Origin of the sequence: Pseudidiomarina atlantica (genome assembly GCF_000753735.1) — a bacterium.
In the GTDB taxonomy this organism is placed as follows: domain Bacteria; phylum Pseudomonadota; class Gammaproteobacteria; order Enterobacterales; family Alteromonadaceae; genus Pseudidiomarina; species Pseudidiomarina atlantica.
Genome location: NZ_JPIN01000005.1, coordinates 210,731 through 228,240 on the forward strand (window position 1 = coordinate 210,731; position 17,510 = coordinate 228,240).

At 52.9% G+C, this 17,510-nt stretch carries 21 protein-coding genes; all 21 read left to right on the forward strand.

Going from position 1 to position 17,510, the window contains the following annotated elements; all coding sequences use genetic code 11:
• Positions 1 to 2: 2 nt before the first annotated feature.
• The 21 genes from gspF to IDAT_RS05670 all read left to right on the forward strand — a co-directional run bounded on the left by gspF (position 3) and on the right by IDAT_RS05670 (position 17,510).
• A complete protein-coding gene (gspF, locus tag IDAT_RS05570) occupies positions 3 to 1,247 on the forward strand; it encodes a type II secretion system inner membrane protein GspF (RefSeq protein WP_034731618.1) in 1,245 nt (414 codons plus the stop codon).
• Between the two features lie 12 nt (positions 1,248 to 1,259).
• A complete protein-coding gene (gene gspG / locus IDAT_RS05575; RefSeq protein WP_034731621.1) occupies positions 1,260 to 1,682 on the forward strand; it encodes a type II secretion system major pseudopilin GspG in 423 nt (140 codons plus the stop codon).
• Positions 1,648 to 2,247 (forward strand): pilus assembly FimT family protein, encoded by a 600-nt coding sequence (locus tag IDAT_RS05580; RefSeq protein WP_162178392.1) that lies wholly within the window; start codon positions 1,648 to 1,650, stop codon positions 2,245 to 2,247. Before gspG (IDAT_RS05575) ends, IDAT_RS05580 begins: the two co-directional genes overlap by 35 nt.
• Positions 2,237 to 2,596 carry a type II secretion system minor pseudopilin GspI gene (gene gspI, locus IDAT_RS05585; RefSeq protein ID WP_034731627.1) on the forward strand — a complete coding sequence of 120 codons (360 nt, stop codon included), beginning with the start codon at positions 2,237 to 2,239 and terminating at the stop codon, positions 2,594 to 2,596. The genes IDAT_RS05580 and gspI overlap by 11 nt, the downstream gene beginning before the upstream one ends.
• The gene (locus IDAT_RS05590; protein WP_034731629.1) at positions 2,593 to 3,201 is read left to right on the forward strand and encodes a type II secretion system protein GspJ; all 609 of its coding nucleotides are present in this window, start codon (positions 2,593 to 2,595) and stop codon (positions 3,199 to 3,201) included. Before gspI ends, IDAT_RS05590 begins: the two co-directional genes overlap by 4 nt.
• Positions 3,182 to 4,264 carry a type II secretion system minor pseudopilin GspK gene (gene gspK / locus IDAT_RS05595; protein WP_162178389.1) on the forward strand — a complete coding sequence of 361 codons (1,083 nt, stop codon included), beginning with the start codon at positions 3,182 to 3,184 and terminating at the stop codon, positions 4,262 to 4,264. Before IDAT_RS05590 ends, gspK begins: the two co-directional genes overlap by 20 nt.
• The gene (gene gspL, locus IDAT_RS05600) at positions 4,261 to 5,412 is read left to right on the forward strand and encodes a type II secretion system protein GspL (RefSeq protein WP_081909767.1); all 1,152 of its coding nucleotides are present in this window, start codon (positions 4,261 to 4,263) and stop codon (positions 5,410 to 5,412) included. Before gspK ends, gspL begins: the two co-directional genes overlap by 4 nt.
• Before the next feature lie 3 nt (positions 5,413 to 5,415).
• The gene (gene gspM / locus IDAT_RS05605) at positions 5,416 to 5,931 is read left to right on the forward strand and encodes a type II secretion system protein GspM (protein WP_034731632.1); all 516 of its coding nucleotides are present in this window, start codon (positions 5,416 to 5,418) and stop codon (positions 5,929 to 5,931) included.
• Complete coding sequence (locus IDAT_RS05610; RefSeq protein WP_034731635.1) at positions 5,928 to 6,698, forward strand: type II secretion system protein N; 771 nt, start codon at positions 5,928 to 5,930, stop codon at positions 6,696 to 6,698. The genes gspM and IDAT_RS05610 overlap by 4 nt, the downstream gene beginning before the upstream one ends.
• 16 nt (positions 6,699 to 6,714) lie before the next feature.
• Positions 6,715 to 7,542: a mechanosensitive ion channel domain-containing protein gene (locus IDAT_RS05615; RefSeq protein ID WP_034731638.1), complete on the forward strand. Its 828-nt coding sequence runs from the start codon at positions 6,715 to 6,717 to the stop codon at positions 7,540 to 7,542.
• Positions 7,543 to 7,622: 80 nt separating this feature from the next.
• Positions 7,623 to 7,982 carry a hypothetical protein gene (locus IDAT_RS13410; protein ID WP_034731642.1) on the forward strand — a complete coding sequence of 120 codons (360 nt, stop codon included), beginning with the start codon at positions 7,623 to 7,625 and terminating at the stop codon, positions 7,980 to 7,982.
• A 94-nt stretch (positions 7,983 to 8,076) separates the two neighbouring features.
• Positions 8,077 to 8,799 carry a YjbF family lipoprotein gene (locus IDAT_RS05625; RefSeq protein ID WP_034731646.1) on the forward strand — a complete coding sequence of 241 codons (723 nt, stop codon included), beginning with the start codon at positions 8,077 to 8,079 and terminating at the stop codon, positions 8,797 to 8,799.
• On the forward strand, positions 8,796 to 9,638 hold the full coding sequence (locus IDAT_RS05630; RefSeq protein ID WP_034731649.1) for a capsule biosynthesis GfcC family protein: 843 nt from the start codon (positions 8,796 to 8,798) through the stop codon (positions 9,636 to 9,638). The genes IDAT_RS05625 and IDAT_RS05630 overlap by 4 nt, the downstream gene beginning before the upstream one ends.
• Positions 9,635 to 11,797: a YjbH domain-containing protein gene (locus IDAT_RS05635; RefSeq protein WP_034731652.1), complete on the forward strand. Its 2,163-nt coding sequence runs from the start codon at positions 9,635 to 9,637 to the stop codon at positions 11,795 to 11,797. The genes IDAT_RS05630 and IDAT_RS05635 overlap by 4 nt, the downstream gene beginning before the upstream one ends.
• Positions 11,798 to 11,809: 12 nt before the next feature.
• A complete protein-coding gene (gspG, locus tag IDAT_RS05640) occupies positions 11,810 to 12,220 on the forward strand; it encodes a type II secretion system major pseudopilin GspG (RefSeq protein ID WP_034731653.1) in 411 nt (136 codons plus the stop codon).
• Positions 12,217 to 13,902 carry a GspE/PulE family protein gene (locus IDAT_RS05645; protein WP_034731657.1) on the forward strand — a complete coding sequence of 562 codons (1,686 nt, stop codon included), beginning with the start codon at positions 12,217 to 12,219 and terminating at the stop codon, positions 13,900 to 13,902. The genes gspG (IDAT_RS05640) and IDAT_RS05645 overlap by 4 nt, the downstream gene beginning before the upstream one ends.
• On the forward strand, positions 13,902 to 15,101 hold the full coding sequence (locus tag IDAT_RS05650) for a type II secretion system F family protein (protein WP_034731660.1): 1,200 nt from the start codon (positions 13,902 to 13,904) through the stop codon (positions 15,099 to 15,101). The genes IDAT_RS05645 and IDAT_RS05650 overlap by 1 nt, the downstream gene beginning before the upstream one ends.
• Positions 15,098 to 15,592 (forward strand): type II secretion system protein, encoded by a 495-nt coding sequence (locus tag IDAT_RS05655; protein WP_034731661.1) that lies wholly within the window; start codon positions 15,098 to 15,100, stop codon positions 15,590 to 15,592. The genes IDAT_RS05650 and IDAT_RS05655 overlap by 4 nt, the downstream gene beginning before the upstream one ends.
• Positions 15,576 to 16,013 (forward strand): type IV pilus modification PilV family protein, encoded by a 438-nt coding sequence (locus IDAT_RS05660; protein WP_034731663.1) that lies wholly within the window; start codon positions 15,576 to 15,578, stop codon positions 16,011 to 16,013. The genes IDAT_RS05655 and IDAT_RS05660 overlap by 17 nt, the downstream gene beginning before the upstream one ends.
• Positions 15,977 to 16,666 (forward strand): PulJ/GspJ family protein, encoded by a 690-nt coding sequence (locus tag IDAT_RS05665; RefSeq protein ID WP_034731664.1) that lies wholly within the window; start codon positions 15,977 to 15,979, stop codon positions 16,664 to 16,666. Before IDAT_RS05660 ends, IDAT_RS05665 begins: the two co-directional genes overlap by 37 nt.
• A complete protein-coding gene (locus tag IDAT_RS05670; RefSeq protein ID WP_034731666.1) occupies positions 16,659 to 17,510 on the forward strand; it encodes a hypothetical protein in 852 nt (283 codons plus the stop codon). Before IDAT_RS05665 ends, IDAT_RS05670 begins: the two co-directional genes overlap by 8 nt.

The window sequence follows — 17,510 nt, forward strand, 5'->3', positions numbered from 1 at the left end:
CCATGGGTGCGTTTGCTTACCAAGCTCTGGACGCGAAAGGGCGCAAGAAAACTGGCGTGCTCGAAGCTGACACCGAGCGTCAAGCCCGACAACTGTTGCGTGACCAAGGCCTGTTACCGGTCAACGTTGATGTTGCTGAACAAACGGAAAGTGGCGCCAGCACTGCTCAAGGTGGTCTCTCTGGTTGGTTTGCCAAGCGCCGCATTCGCAAAATCAGTGCCGCCGATTTAGCACTTATCACGCGCCAACTAGCGACCCTAGTCGCAGCAGCGATGCCGATTGAACAGGCCTTGTTAGCCGTGGCTGAACAAACGGAGAAACCGCGCTTACAAAAATTAGTTATGGCTGTGCGTTCACGCGTGGTCGAAGGCTATTCGCTCGCGGTCGCGATGGCGGATTATCCGCATATTTTCGATAAGCTTTTTACCGCTATGGTGGCTGCCGGTGAGCGCTCAGGACACCTTGACGAGGTGCTGAACCGACTCGCCGATTACACCGAGCAGCGTAATCAGCTCAAAGGACAGTTAGTGCAGGCGTTGGTGTACCCAGCCGTGCTGACTTTCGTTGCGATTAGCGTGATTATTTTCTTATTGGTGTCTGTAGTACCGCAAATCGTTGAGCAATTTGGCAATTTAGGCCAAGACTTGCCCTTTATCACCCGCGCATTATTGGCTGTAAGTCAGTTTTTACAAACCTTTGGACCCTTTATTTTAGTGGCCTTACTGGTCGCCTTAGTGGTCGGTGGCAAATTACTACAAGACCCTAAGCGGCGTGACATCTTTCATGCCTACCAGCTGAAAATGCCGATCATCGGTAAGGTCATTAAAGGCGTCAATACCGCGCGTTTTTCGCGTACGCTGAGTATTTTAACCGCCTCGGCCGTGCCGTTGTTGGAGGGACTGCAAATTACCGCTAAAGTGTTGAGTAATCGTGCCATGCAACTGGCCGTGCAAGATGCTGCCGACCGCGTACGCGAAGGCACCTCACTGCGCGCCGCGTTGGCACAAACCAAACTGTTCCCACCGATGATGTTGCACATGATTGCCGCCGGTGAAAAATCAGGTGAGCTGGAGCAAATGCTCGGACGTGCCGCCGACAACCAAGACCGCGATTTTGAAACCACGATGAACGTGGCCATAAAAATATTTGAGCCAGCGCTGATCATTGTCATGGCAGCGGTGGTCTTAGTGATTGTCTTAGCAATTATTCAGCCGATATTGCAGCTCAACCAAGCAGTCGGCTTGTAATCTGGAGGAAGTATGACAAAAAACAAAGGCTTTTCATTAATCGAAATTATGGTGGTCATCGTGATCTTAGGATTACTTGCCACGTTGATTTTACCGAACGTGCTCGGTTCAGCAGATCAAGCCAACAAGCAGAAGGTTCGCTCGGATGTGATTGCACTAGAGAATGCACTGTCGCAGTACAAACTCGACAACGGTGTGTTTCCGACCACGGAGCAGGGGCTCGAAGCGTTGTTAGATGCCCCGACCACAGATCCTCAGCCGCGTAATTACCGCCGCGGTGGCTATATTCAGCGTTTACCACAAGACCCGTACGGTAACGATTACATGCTGTTAAGCCCAGGCGAGTATGGCGATATTGATATTTTCTCAGCAGGTGAAGACGGTCAACCAGGCACCGACGATGACATCGGTAACTGGAACCTCGATCAAAACTAATACCGGGTTCACCCTGGTAGAGGTCATGGTGACCGTTGCGATCATTGCGGTGATGGCGATGGCGGTCACCTTTGTCGTTCCTGATAATCAAGAAGATGAACTAGCGGATACCGCAGAAGATCTCTACCAACAGTTATTGTATGCGCAGGAATACGCGCTGGTTCGGCATGCCATTTTAGGCGTTGAACTGGATCAGCAGGGATATCGCTTTTTGCAATGGCAAGACCAACAATGGCAGCCACTCGATTTTCGCGGTCTGCGCGAGCAGGACTGGCCTACCGATGTCAGTTACGAGCTCGACAGCGAAACCGAAGCTCTGCTCGGTGACAACCAAGAAGCCATACAGGCCTTTTTCGCGCCGCCAGAAGAAGATGAATTCAGCATCGATAGCGAAACTGACGAACGCCAGCAACCTGAACCACAATTGTGGATCCTCGGCAGCGGTGACATCTCTGTGTTCAAATTGAATTTAATGTCGGCCACGGGCATGACCGATGTGGTCTGGCAAATCAGTAGTGCTGATGGCTATAGCCTTAAAGTCGGGATACCCGAAGATGAACAATAAGGGGTTCACGCTGGTTGAAGTGATGGCAGCACTGGCGATTTTTGCCATGGCTGCGCTGGCGGGCGTTGCCGCAGCCACCAACCACTTGAACGACTTGGCGTACATGCAAGAGCGCACTTTAGCGCGCTATGCTGCGGGCAATGCCTTGGCTCGCATCACCCTTGCCGAGCAACCACTCGATCTCGAAGAGGGCAGTGAATTAGTCGCCGATCGGCAGTGGCAGTGGACCGCAACTTTTACCGAAACAGTGACCGCTGATGTCTATTATGTCGAGGTCACGGTGCGCCCAGCCGAAGATGAAGACGGCAATACTTATCGACTGGGTCGTTACCTTGGGGTGAACGAATGAGTCGAACGCCGCTGACAAAGGGATTCACCCTCGTTGAAGTGCTGGTCGCCATCGTGGTGTTCGCAATTATTGGTCTAGCGAGTGCCGCCGTGGTCAACACCATGATGCGCACCAATGAACAAAGTGCCGCGGCGCGCGATGCTCTGACGCAATTGCAGCAAGCAATGTATTTGGTCGAGCAGGACATGCGTCAGGCCGTATCGCGACGCACCCCGCGCGGTGATTATTACGTGCGCGCGGGCTGGTTTAATCCCGGTAACTTGCTGCCGCGGAGCGAATTGCAGGCGGTGCGCTACTTTGTCAACGAAGACAACGAATTGATTCGTGAACATTTTACCTATGTAGATATGGCACCCAGTTCAGAACCAACCGAGCGGGTGTTGTTGAGTGGTGTCGAGAGCATCACCATTGAGCCAATTGAGCGCGAAAATGAGCGCATTGCGGCGGCGCAATTTGATCCTAATGCGCAAGGTGGACAAGGGCAGCAGCCCGAGCCCATGGCGATTCCAGAAGGCGTCGAAGTTGTCATAGAAACCGAGCGTTGGGGCACTATCGAGCGAGTGTTTGTGTTAAATGGAGGTGATTTTGTCGAACCATCTCCGTAACTTGCAGCAACAGCGCCCGCAGCGCCAACAAGGTGTCGCCTTGATCATGGTGCTGTTAGTGGTGGCGTTGGTGACGGTGCTGGCGGTACAGCTAAGCGAACGCTTGCAGGTGAATGTGCTGCGCAGCACCAACTATCAGCAAAGTGAGCAGGGCTATTGGTATTGGCTGAGCGCCGAAGAAATCGCGCGTAAACTGCTTGAGCTGCAAGTGCGCGACAGCCAAGGCGTGATCCACCAAGAGCAAGTGTGGTATCAACAGACGCAAGAAGGGACGTCTTATCCGATTGAAGGCGGTGGGCTGGCGCAAGTTGCGATTAAAGACTTGCAAGGCTGCTTCAATATGAATGCATTGAAAGGCGATGGCCTGACCAACGAGCAGTTAGTGCGGCGCAAAGCTCAGCTGCGGATGTTGCTGCTGGCGCTGGAGATCGAAATTGACGAGTACACGGCAGATGTTATTGTGGAAAGCGTGGCCGACTGGCTCGACACCGACGAACGTATGAACAGCGGTTATGGCGCCGAGCGCGGTGACTACGAGAGCCTCGAAGTACCGTACCTAGCAGCCAATGATTATTTTGTGCATGAGAGCGAGCTACGTCTCGTTAAAGGTATTAGCCAACCAGTGTATCAAGCGCTGCGGCCACATATTTGTGTGATCCCGAACAGTGGTAAGCATCAGGTGAATATCAACACCCTGACGCCTGAGCAAGCGCCGTTGCTGCATGCGTTAATGCTTGGGGCGATTAATGTCGATACCGCCGTGAGTGCGTTGAATGAGCGCCCAGACGACGGTTATGAAAATATGGAAGACGCGCAACGCAGCTCCACGTTGGCGCAAGCTGCACAGCAGCAGATACAACCTAACTTTGGTGCGGTACCGCTGCCGAATGGCGTTACCGTAGAAACCATTGGTGGCATGTTCGATGATTTGTCGACCAAGAGTAATTATTTTGCATTAGATACCCGTGTCAGTGTTGGTGATTTGATCTTCCGCGGGCAGAGTAAACTATATGTCGCCAGTGATGACAGTGAAGTCTTACTGCGCGGTTTAGGAGAACCATGATGGAACAGCTCCACATACATTTAGGGCAGCCGTTGCGTTGGCTAATGTGGCATCCGGCTCATGCCGAAGTCACTGCCAGTGGCGAGCTTGCTGAACTGGCAGATTTGGCGCAGCTGGGTGAAAAAGCGCACCGTTGTCAGGTGACCGTCTGGTTGCCGGGCCAAGAAGTGGTGCTCACCGAGGCGAAATTGCCGGCCGGTTCGGCGCGGCTTTTGCCACAACTTATCCCCAATGCACTCGAAGACGAGCTTGCCAGCGAGATTGAAGCCTTGCACTTTGCCTGGCCGGCAAATGCCAAGCCTGCAGGTGTTGAGCAGCCGATTCCGGTGGCAATTGTCAGTCGTGAGCGCATGCAAACTTGGCTCGATGCGTTGCAAGCAGCTGGCATCGAATGTGACGAGATGTATGCCGATTATTTTATGCTGCCGGTCACTGAAAATGGTGCGCAGTTGCAGTTGGGGAACACCCATATCGTCCGCGAAGCCCAATGGCGTGGCTTTAGCATTGAACAACCCTTACCTTTTCGCCTCGAACAAACGGATATCAGCGCTCATTTCGAGTTGCCGTTGCTAGCTGCAACCCAAGCCGATAAAGCGCTGGCGATTAACTTACGGCAAGGCGATTTTCGTGCCGCGCGTAAACGCCGACAAATGAGTGGCAGCCTGCCATGGCGACCGCTTGCCGTGGCCGCAGCGGCAGCATTGGTGATGGTGTTTGCGCAGCAGTGGGTCACCTACAGCAAACTTGGCGGCGAAGTCGATGCCTTGCAAGCAGCCATTGAAAGTACCTATCGTGATGCGTTTCCGAACACGACCCGCATCGTTAATGTACGTAGCCAGCTGAGACAGCAGCTCGAGACCGTCGGCGCAGCAAGTACAGCACCGACCACAGGTACTGCCAATGGCGTGCAATTATTTGCCCAATTAGAGCCGGCATTCCGCGCCACCCCCGATATGCAACTCGAGTGGGTGCGCTACAACAGCGGTACTTTGTCGTTACAAATGCGGGTCAGTGAATTTGAAGCCTTGCAACAGTTCCAGCAAGTGGCGAGCAATAGCGGCTTACAAGTGAATCAAGGTCAAGTCACCAACCAAGATGGCGTGGTCACGGGTACCATAGAAGTGCGCGCAGCACAGGCGGAGGGATAAACTATGCTTCCAGAATCGTTACAACAGCGTTGGCAACAATTAAATAGCCGTGAGCGCATGTTAGTCAGCAGTGCGGGAATCTTGCTGGCGATTTGCGTGGTGTATTTTGCCATGTGGCAGCCATTACAAAACGGTATTGAACAACGCCAACTGCAGCGTGATGCCGCGCAAGAAACGTTAACTTGGGTGCGCGAAAATACCGGTCGTTACTTGGCGTTAAAAGACCAAGGCAACAGCAATTCTAACAGTAACAGCGCAACGCGTCGCGCCAACGAGCTCGGTGATATCCCACGCTTGATCACCGAATTTGCGCGCGCTCAGCAACTGGATGTGGGGCGGATGACGCCAGAGGGTGAAGCCTTAGTCGTAGTGATGAGCGAAGTGCCCTTTGCCAATGTGGTGGCGTTTCTTGATGCCATCGAAGCGGAAAGCGGACTGCAAATTGAACAAATGGACATCACCCGCGCCAACAAGCCGGGGCATGTGCACGTGCGCCGCTTAAAAGTGAGGCTGGCATGAAGAAACGCTGGCTTCTGTGGCTGCTGCCAGTGTATGTCATCGGCCTCGTGGTGTTTGCTCCGGCGCAGCTGTTGACCTGGTTCGTGCCAGCGCAAGCAGGCGTTGAATTGAGCGCCGTGCAGGGCAGTCTGTGGGATGGGCAAGCAACGGTCAGCTACCAGACGCCGCAGCAACAATCACAGTTCCAGCAGGTTGCTTGGGAGTTAACGCCAAGTGCTTTATTCACCGGCAAAGTCATGCTGGCGCTCGATATACCAGCAGTCAACACGGTAAGTGGTAAGGCCGATGTTGAACTCAGCTTTGGCGGTGCGCTTAAGGCCAAAGGGCAATTCGGCGGTAATCTGCAACAGACCATTAGCGAGTACAACATACCAGCCTTATTGACCACAGATGGCCGTTGGGACCTGACGCTCGCTAACTTTGAACTTGCGGATCTTGCCAGCGGGCGCTGGTGTGACGTGTTGGATGCCAAAGTTACCAGCCGCTCAACTGCCGTGCGTATTCAACGGGAGTGGATTGAGCTCGGCGACTTTGCCACCCAGTTAAGTTGTTCAGCAAACAGCGAAATAATTGCTACAATGACACCTAATAACCGCTTAGGTTTGCAGTTCACCACCACCCTTGCTGGTACGCAGCAGCAGCCGCAAGTGCGGGTTCAAGGGCAACTGCGCCCGACCACGCAGACCCCACGACAAGTGGCAGATGTGTTAGTGTTTTTAGGTGAACCGAACGCCAACGGCGCTTATCCATTTAATTTTACATTGTAAAAAACGGGAGCTTTACATGGACCAAGTTATGACCTGGGTGTCTGAGAATCAGGAGTTGATTCTTAGCTACACAATCAAATTTGTCGTTGCTTTACTCATTCTTATCATCGGTAAAATGGTCGCGAACAGCGTGGCTAAATTACTCGGTAAAGGAATGCAGAAAAAGGGCGTTGATAATGCCGTGATCAGCTTTTTAAGCGCCATTGTGAAAAGCGTTATCTTTATTGCCGCAGTGCTGATGGCATTATCGCAAGTTGGCGTACAGACCACCTCGTTTATTGCGATTTTGGGTGCTGCCGGTCTTGCCATTGGTTTGTCGTTACAGGGTTCATTGTCGAACATGGCATCGGGCGTGTTGATCATCCTGTTCCGTCCGTTCCGTTCAGGCGAATATGTTGAAGCCGGAGGAGTGTCAGGAAGCGTTGACGAAGTAAATATTTTCCAAACGGTCTTGAAAACTCCCGACAATAAGGTTGTATTTGTACCGAATGCGCAAATTACGAGTCAGCCGATTACGAATTACAGTCGCGAAGCCACGCGTCGTGTAGATTTGTTAATTGGTGTTTCGTACGACGCCGATTTGCATAAAACCAAAGAAGTGTTGGAGAGCGTACTCGCTGCAGACAAACGCTTGTTGAAAGAGCCTGCTTGGAACGTGCAAGTCCATGCGCTGAACAGCTCATCGGTCGACTTTATTGTGCGTCCTTGGGTGAAAAGCGAAGATTACTGGTCGGTTTACTGGGATTTGATGCGTGAAATTAAGCTCGCGCTTGATCAAAATGGTATCGGCATTCCGTATCCACAGATGGACGTTCATTTTTTCAAACAGGCTTCACAAGATTAAAACAAAGTGCTAATCTGCAAGTGATCTTTGGAAGATGATTTCCATTGATTGGCCAATCAAGCACATAGAGGTGTATGAAAATGTTAAAACAAACTGCTATTGCAGCAGCGATCAGCTTGATATTGAGCCCAGTTGCCATCGCGCAAACGGGTACCAATGCAGCTGAAGGTGACAGTGACGGTGGTGGTTACATCACCAAAGGCACTGTGACTGCAGGGGTTATCGTAGCCCTGACGCTTGCCGCAACCTTAGACAATGACGATTCTGACTCAACGCCTCCACCGGAGCCAGAGCCAGAACCAGAACCTGAGCCGGAACCAGAGCCAGAGCCAGAGCCTGAGCCGGAACCAGAGCCTGAACCAGAGCCTGAGCCACCAGTCACTACGACTACGGCGCCAGTGGTCACAACAACGGCTCCAGTCACGACTACAGGTCTGTAAGTTTCGTTGATTGATGAAAATACCGCAGGTGCGCACTGCGGTATTTTTTTTTGCAGTACCCTCTAAAAACGTGCTGAATAACAAGAGAATTTCTATGACAGCCATGCCTCGTACGCTGCTGCTAGGAGCACTTGCCACACTGCTACTGAGTGGTTGTAGTGCCCGCGTGCAGAATATGGTGAATACCGCAAAGACCGCGTTCTTTGGTCACCAAGATGTTGAGCTCAGTGTGGAGCGAGTTAACGCTTACCCTTATGCTGCGGCCTATGTAAAAACCGACAATTTTCCGCAAGCTATTGCCGTACTTGATCGCTTTAGCGGTGAGCAACGCGTGTATCGCACCGGTGGTGACGAAGCACTCACCACCCGCTTTGGGCGTGTGATTAGTAGTGCGGGTATTCCAGGCATGCCGCTGCATACATTCGACTGGCGCCAAGATCCACTGGCTTGCCACGTGCAACAGCAGCACCGCGGCACCAAACAACTATGCCCACGTGAGTGGCAGCGCACTGTTGAAATTGGCAACTACGGTGAGAACGATGTGCGCCAGGTCAGCTTTGACAGTACCTTTACGGTGGGCAACACCATTGACTACGTGCACCCTGACGGGACGCCGCTGCAAGCGGTGGTAATTAACGAACAAGGTCAAGCTGGGAATCGCGCATTTCGTAACGAATTTTATGCCGTTGCTGGGCGCATTGTGTATGCCAAGCAGTGGGTCTCGACCGAGCTAGGTTATGTCACTTGGCGCGAGATGAAGCCCTTCAGTGGTGATCTAAGTGGTGATCGAAGTGATAGCAACGGAGAGCAGCAATGAAACCTATGACTTTGCTTTCCCTTATCGCCGGCGCAGTGTTGCTGAACTCGGCTGCCCATGCGCAGCAGCAAGCTGAGCCTGTGACCCAAGTGATTGTTGGCGAGAGCGTTTACGGTTTCAGCGAACAGCCGCGGTTGCTCAATGCCTATTTGGCCGCAGAGCTAGAGCCGAGTGCTTACTGGCCGAGTAGCCGGGTGGTTACGGCGGCACAGACGCAAAAGCTTGCCGAGCGCCGGAGCCAAGTGTTGGAGCGCTTGCAGCAACTGGCGAGCGTTGCTACAGCTGAGGGCGAAGAGGCGCTTGCCGCGGACGCGCAAGCTTACGCTGAACAATTACAAAGCTGGCCGCTGATCGGCGCCGAATGGATCGGCCGGACCAAGATTGATGACCGGCTCGATGTGCAATCGGGCGTGAGTTTCGAACGGCGCAGCCTCTACAGTAGCTTTAACCAAGCCACCGCATCTTTGCAGGCCAATCCGCTGTTGCCAGCAGGCTCACTGCAAATTCTTCCGCCGCGCGATTTAGGTGCTTGGCAGGTTACCGTAATTAGTCCCGCTGGCGTCAAAAAGCTGCCGTTTACTGCCGATGACAGCGTACGCGATGTGTTGCAGCAAGCAGGGGTGTTTGCCCAACGCTATGATCTGTCTAGCGCTTATTTAATCGCCTTGACTGGTCTTAGCCGCAGTACCGACGTTGCCTATTACAACGACGCTGCAGCCATGCCTCCGGTGCATGGGCTGATTTTTGTCGGGCTAGATTTAAGTGCAATGGACGCCGAATGGCAGTCGTTGAACACGCAACTGCGTGCATTGCTTAGTTATTGGAATCCGCAATCATGAAGTTTGTTTCGCAACCCAAAACCACTCTGAGCTTAGTCGCACTGGCCCTCGCTGGCGCTTTGGCAGCGCCAACGGCACAGGCTGACCAGTATGCTAGCCAATCAGACTTTGGTGGCGTTGGCCTCATGCAAATGCCAACCGCGCGCTTCGCTGACTACGGCACCCTAAGCGGTCTTTATTACGATAACGAAGAGTATCGCCGTCTCGCGGTAAGCTTGCAGCTGTTTCCATGGCTGGAAACCACCATTCGCTACAATGATATTCGGCCGATTCGTTACAGTGCGGACCCCAACTTCAGTGGCGATCAAACCGGTAAAGACAAAGGTTTTGACGTTAAGTTACGGTTGCTCGAAGAAAGCTATTGGCTGCCACAAGTGGCCGTTGGTTGGCGCGACCTCGCCGGTACCGGCATCTTTGCCAGCGAATACCTGGTCGCCAGTAAGCAATTTGGCCCTGTTGATCTGACCCTAGGGGTTGGTTTCGGCTACATGGGCCGCCGCGATAATATTAGCAATCCATTCTGTGAGGTCGCCGACCGTTTTTGTACGCGGGAACCGGGCTTTAGTGGTAATGGCGGGCGTTTCGAAACCGACAAATGGTTCCGTGGCGATGCCTCCTTATTTGGCGGTATTCAGTACCAGACGCCCTTTGACCCCCTGGTGTTAAAAGCGGAATACGATGGTAACGACTACAGTAATGAGCGCTATCTCGGCCAATTAGAAGTCGATTCGGCGTGGAACTTCGGGGCCGACTATCAAGTTACCGACAACTGGACCTTAAAACTCAGTTATGAGCGTGGCAATACCCTGATGTTCGGCTTCTCTGGGCAAATCGATCTGAACGGCATGGGGCAGTTAAAAACTGCCAATCGCCGCGTGCCAACGCCGAATACGCGCACCGCGCTTGCTCGCGCCGATGGTCCTGACGATCGCCGCGAGCTAGCCAAGGTAGCGGCGGAATTTTTCAACTTTGGTGGCTTGTCGGTCATTGAAATGCAAAACGACAGTTCGGCTGAAGCCGAGTCCGGCACCATCGACACGCTGCGCGTTTACGCTCAGCAAAGCTACTATCGCGATTCTGCGCAGGGCATACGTCAAGCCGCACGCGTGGCAGAGCAAAAATTATCCGACAACTACAAGTATTTAGAAATTGTCGAGCAGCACGATCAGTTGCAGTTGAATACCACGCGGGTCGATATGGATACTGCGCGACGCGCGATCCAGAGTCTCGATTGGCAAACCGATATCGAGGATGCGTTTACCCGTACCAATACTGATTTAGCGCAAATCCAAGAGACCGGCTTTTATGAAGCCCGGTACAAGCGTGATTGGCCACGCTTGAGTGTGCGCCCCTTCTTAGACCAAAGCTTCGGTAACCCTGAAAACTTCTATATGTACCAGTTGGGTCTCGATCTCAATGCATCGATGTGGTTGGCGCCAGGTACCTTTGCGCACGGCACCATTAGCGGTAACTTACTCACCAACTTTGATGACTTTAACTTCTTAGTCGATGGCTTCAATTCACCGTTGCCGCGAGTGCGTACCTACGTGCGTGAGTACACCACGTACAGCGATATTTGGTTAGACACCTTACAATTGAGTCATTTGAACCAATTGGCGCCGAACGTGTATACCAGTGTATACGCCGGTTATCTTGAGCGTATGTTCGGCGGTGTCGGTACCGAGTTGTTGTATCGCGAGCTCGATAGCAATTGGGCGGTTGGCGTCGATTTGAACTGGGTCAAGCAGCGTGATTACGAAAGTCACACAGGCTTCTTGGATTACGATACCTTTACCGGTCATATTACCGGCTACTACCAACCCAATTTCTTGCCGAACACATTAATTAAGGCCGCTTTTGGTAAATTCCTTGCACAAGACAACGGTCTACAGTTAAATGTTGAACATAAGTTTAAAAGTGGTGTCATAGTTGGTGCTTACGCCAGTAAAACCAACGTCTCGTCGGCAGAGTACGGCGAAGGCAGTTTTACCAAAGGCTTTTACATAAGCTTCCCGATTGACCTACTGCAAACGGAACATAGCCCTGGTCGCGGTTACATTGGCTGGACGCCGTTGACGCGGGACGGTGGGCAAATGTTGAATCGTGGCATTCAACTGTTCCACGCAACGGACCTTAGAAGTCCGTTTTACAAAGAATAACGGAGTCATAGTATGAAACGTGCGCAGACGCGTGAAATTCGCGGGTTTACCCTGATTGAACTGCTCATTGTAATTGTTATTTTGGGGCTATTAGCCAGTTTGGTGGCGCCACAAATGATGGGCAAAGTTGATGATTCGCGCATCAAGACCGCGCAAACACAGATGCGGATGCTAGAGACATCGATCAACACTTATCGCCTCGATTTAGGGACTTATCCGGAAAACCTCGACGAATTATTGGCGAGTGACAAGGCCAATTGGGCGGGGCCGTACTTGCCGAAAGACGTACCACTTGACCCATGGGGCAATCCTTACGAATACCGCATGCCGGGTGATGAAGGCAAACCCTTTACGCTGATGTCGTACGGTGCGGATGGCCGTGAAGGTGGCGAAGAAAACAACGCAGATATCGTATTGCAATGAGCACAGCTAACGTCGAGCAACTTTTCACCGAGCGCTTTCGTGTCAGTCACGACGACTACGCGAAGGCACTGCAATTTCAAGCGCGCAACGGTGGTCATTTAGAGCAAATCTTGGTGCGCATGGGCGCGCTAAGCTCGGAGTTTTTGCCGACGTACTATGCCGAAATGTACGAATTGCCACAGCTCGGTGCTGACGAATTGCAGGCAGCATTGGATGCCGACGCGCAATGGCAAAAACTGCACGAAGACTTGCCAGCTGAATTACGGGCGCAGTGTTTAGCGCACCATTGCGTGCCCTTGAGCTACGCCAATGCGCAGTTGCGCTGTGCTTGTACCAATCCGAGCCAACCGGCATTGCTCGAGTTCGTGGCAAGTACCGACGTCGAATTAGTTTTGGTCAGCGAAGACGGTTTCAACCAATTGAAGAGCCGCTTGCAACAAGAAAGCGAAGGCGCGACCAATGACAACGCCGGACTGACCATGCTTGAGGAAGATCGCTTACGCGAAATGGCCTCGGAAGCACCAACGGTCAATCTGTTAAATAATTTAATTGCCAAAGCGCTGCGCCGCCGCGCTTCCGATATGCATATTGAACCCTGGAAGGGCAAAGGCCGGGTGCGCTACCGTATCGATGGCGTGTTGCATGAGGCCGACTTTATCCCCATCCACATGGTGTTGCCGGTGGTCACGCGCTTAAAACTCCTATCGAGCATGGATATTGCCGAAAAACGGCGGCCGCAAGACGGAAAAATCGAGCTGCGCATCGATGGCTTAAATGTCGATGTGCGGGTGTCGGCGTTACCGGTCGGCGAAGGCGAGAGCGTGGTTATGCGTTTCTTGCTACAAGATAATTTAGCCTATGACGTCGGTACCTTAGGCATTGAACCCGATGTCGAAGCCTTGCTGCTCGAAGATATTCAAGCGACCTCCGGCGTCATTTTGCTGACCGGCCCGACCGGCTCGGGTAAGACCACCAGCTTGTACTCATTCCTGTCGCGTCGTAACGAACCTGACGTCAAGATCATCACCATTGAAGACCCGGTTGAGTATCAACTCGATGGCATCAACCAAGTGCAAGTGCAAAGCGACATCGGTTTTACCTTCGCCCATGCGCTGCGGTCAGTGGTGCGACAAGACCCTGACATTATCATGGTCGGTGAGATCCGTGACGCCGAAACCGCCGGCATCGCCTTGCAGTCGGCACTGACCGGCCACCTGGTTTTTAGTACCTTGCACACCAACGATGCGGCGAGTGCCTACACGCGCTTGCTCGATTTAGGGGTGGAAGAATTTCTCTTGTCAGCGGCGATTAAGGTTATTGTCGGCCAACGTCTGGCGCGGCGTTTGTGCCCGCATTGTCGGGTGCCTGATAGCGAAGCGACGGAGGCATTTCGGCGCTTTAAAATGGACTGGCTGATCGAACGTTTTGCCGTAACGCCGGCATTTCACCAAGCCGTCGGCTGCGATAAGTGCGCCAATACCGGTTACAGTGGGCGTGTCGCGTTAATTGAATACATGCGTTGCGACGAGCAACTGACGGCCCTGTTGGGTGACGCGGAGTTTTTGACCAAGGCGCGGCGCATGAACCGCGAGCGTGGTTACCGTAATTTGCTCGAAGATGGCATGCTCAAAGCATTGCGCGGCGAAACCACCATTGCTGAAGTGGTGAGGGTTGCAGGCTAATGGCACTGTTCACTTACGTCGCGTACAACACCAGTGGCGTTGAGCAGAAAGGCCGCATTGACGCGCTCGATCTCGAAACCGCCCGCGCGCGGCTGGAACAACAGCAATTGTTGGTCGCCGATTTAAAAGAAGCCTCAACCGGCTTAAACGCGAATGTATTTGGTGAGCGCGGGCTTAACTTTCACGATGTTGAATTTTTCACTGCCGAGCTAAGCTTGTTATTAAGCTCTGGGCTGCGGGTCGATAAAGGCCTCGAGATCTTGTTGTACAACGTCGAGAAACCGGCGTTGCGCGATTTGCTACAGACAGTGCTGCAGGAGCTTAAGCAAGGCCACAAGCTATCGGATAGCTTGGCCAAGTTTTCGGTATTTAGTTCACTGTATTTGGGCTTGGTACAAATTGCCGAAGAAACCGGCGAATTAGCCGCGACCTTCGAACGACTCGCGGCTGAAATGCGCTACCAAATGGAACTGCGCGACAAGATCAAACAAGCCTTGGTGTATCCGGCGGTTATTTTGACGGTTTGTATTGCTGCCATCGTGTTTATTTTCAACTTTGTGGTGCCGAATCTCACCACCTTATTCCGCGATGCAGAAAACCTGCCGGGTTATACCGTTGCCCTGCTCGCGGTGAGTGACTTCTTTTTAGCCTACCAATGGTTGTTGTTGATTGGCCTCATCGGCGGCGGATTCTGCCTCTGGTATTACCGCGAACAGCCCTGGGTGCAGCGGCTTGGCAGTTGGTGTCGCGAACGGCTACCGATAGTCAAGGGCGCGAACCTCTTGGTTGAGCGTATTCGTTTTAACGCCGCTTTGTACGTAATGATGAGTGCCGGCGTTGCCATTGATCGTTCTCTTAAGCTCGCCATGAAAACCTTGCGCACTGAGTCGTTGCAGGCCGAAGTTGCACGGGCCACCGAACGCGTTAATCGTGGCGATAGCTTATCGGCCTGCTTGAGCGAGTCGCGCTTGTATCCACCGTACTTTGCCGCGTTGTTGTCGATTGGCGAAGAAAGCGGTGAGCTGGCGCGGGTGTTTGGTGAAATTGCTGATCGCTCGCGGCGCACTTTTTACAGCTGGGTGACGCGCTTTACCAGCTTACTTGAACCTGCCCTAATTCTGTTCATGGGGGCTGTGGTCGGCTCGATTGTCGTCATTATGATGCTCAGTATCTCGGCCGTCACAGACATGCCACTATGACGTCGCGCGCGCCTTCGCTGCGCCGCGGTTTCACCCTTATCGAATTGCTCGTGGTGCTGGCCATCATCGCCATCGCCGCCACTCTAGTCGGCCCCTTAGCCTTCACGCAATACGAAAACAGCCAGCGAACCGCCGAACGCGAACAACTGCTGCGCCTTATCAACGAGTACACTTTTGCCGCCTACAGCCGCAACCAAAACTTCACCCTAACCACCGCCAACACTGACTTTTCCATCGAGAAAGGGCAGCCCTCCCTCGCGCTCGGGGGTACCCCCCAGGGAGGGCAGCCCTTTTTAGGTGAAAATGGGAGTGGAATCAAGGTGATATTTGAATATTTGGAGTTTCCTGAACAACGAATATATCTAAACAGGCATGGCTTTTGGCAGCCGAATGAGTTGCGCTGGTACGAGGGCGACAATGAGCGTAGCGTGCAGTTGAATATGCGCCTAATAGAGTCAGGTGAGGAGGGCGACGATGCGCAAGCAGACTAGCGGCTTCACTTTACTCGAGATTTTGGTGGCGATGACCATTTTGTTCGCCACTATTGTCACGGGCATGCTGACCTATCAGAACAACATGTCGAACTCGGTCAAAGCGGCCGAGGTGATGCACATTTTGTCGCAAGTCGATGCGGTACGCAGCAACATTCGGTTTACCTTGCATCATGAGGCGCTCACCAGCGGCAGCGACTTGTTCAGCCAAGACGTCGAAGTCAGTTGGCAAGCCGCAGAACAAGCGTACGTGCCACCGGCACCAACCATGGATGAGAGTGGTAGCGGCTTTAACCAGTACGGGCCGCGTTACCATTTGTACGCCATCACCCTAACCATGACCTACGGCAGCAGCCAACGGGTTTTCAACTACGAGGAGCTGATATGGGACGAAAACATGCGTCAACCGGCTTCACCCTAGTTGAAACGCTCATCGCGATGGTGTTGTTGAGTCTGCTGATGATCAGCGGTGCGCTCGCCTACGACTACTTCAGCCAAAATTGGCAGCGCAATAAACACCTCGCGACGGCATCGCTCGACCGCCATCATCTGCTTACGTTGGTGCAAAAAGTCACCTGGAACACCTATGCCAAAGTGGTGCGCAACAACGACAACGACCGTCTCGGCTTCTACTTTCTTGGCCGCACCGACGGCTTTACCGCAGTCTCTCACATTAGCGTGCAAAATCCCGACGTTGGCGCCGTCTATCGTATCTTCCAAGAGCCCAACGGCAACGGCGGTTATCGCTTAGTGTACGAAGAAGCCGTGCTCAGCGACACTACCCTTGCCGACGCTGCGCAGCAACTTCCCTTTAATTTCCGGCGCATTCTCTATGACGATGTTGCGACCATCGCGTTTGGCTATTACGGCTACCAAAGTCTCACTGAGCGCAACCAAACCGTGGCCGGTGACCAAGGCGATACCTACAAGCTCAATTGGTATGACGAATACGATGGTTTGCAACGAGTGCTCCACCCGCAGTCGATTCGCATCAACCTCAACGGCTTTAATTGGCTGATTGAAGTACCTGACGCTGTTGAATCGACCATGACAAGGTATACACAAGATGTCTAAGCAGCAGGGCATGGCATTGTTTCAAGTACTGTTGATGGTCGCCATCATCAGCGTACTGCTGTTGGTGATGAGCCAACAAACGCGCCACGCCGTGGCGCAAGCGCAGCAGATGCAAGATCAAGTGGAGCTGCAACTGGCGCTCGATTCCGCCGCCGCTTATACCGACACCTTACTGCTCAGTAATGACTGGCTGCGAGCGCGCAACGACAGCAGCCACCCGCTCTACAACCTTAACTTCTACAATTACCCCCATGCACTCAGCTTGCCGGAGCGCCCCGCCTATCGAGCGCTCAATTACCAAGTGCAGTTGAAGTTGCAAAATGAAGCCAGCTTGCTCGATGTCAATTATCAAACCCAATACGTTGAAGACTTGCTGGTGCAGTTAGGCAAGCCAGTGCCAGAGGCGCAGCGCATGATCCGTGAATTACGCAACTGGTTGCAACGCCCGAAGCAGATTTTTATTCAGAGCTTGTCCGAGCTTGCGACCCTTGACGAATGGACGCTCAGCGACGTCGAATTATTACGTCCTTATGTGTCGATTAACGCGCCTATTTTGAATCCGGTTTGGGTACCCGACGCGCTCTTGCCTATATTGCTTAGCCAGGGGCAAGCTGCTACTATCGAAACCTTACGAAAAAATAACGAAGTTACAGCGGGATTGTTACAAGAATTTGCTGGTAATTACGACCCCCTCGATCGGGGTATCGCACCAGCCGAAGCGCAACGTATGCAGCTGATTGCTGAGCCCCAAGGCTTGATGCTCTATCGGCAGCTCGATTATCGTCCGCGCCATCCAAACCCGCTGCGCTTGCATGCCAAGTATTTCCAACAACTACAACGATAA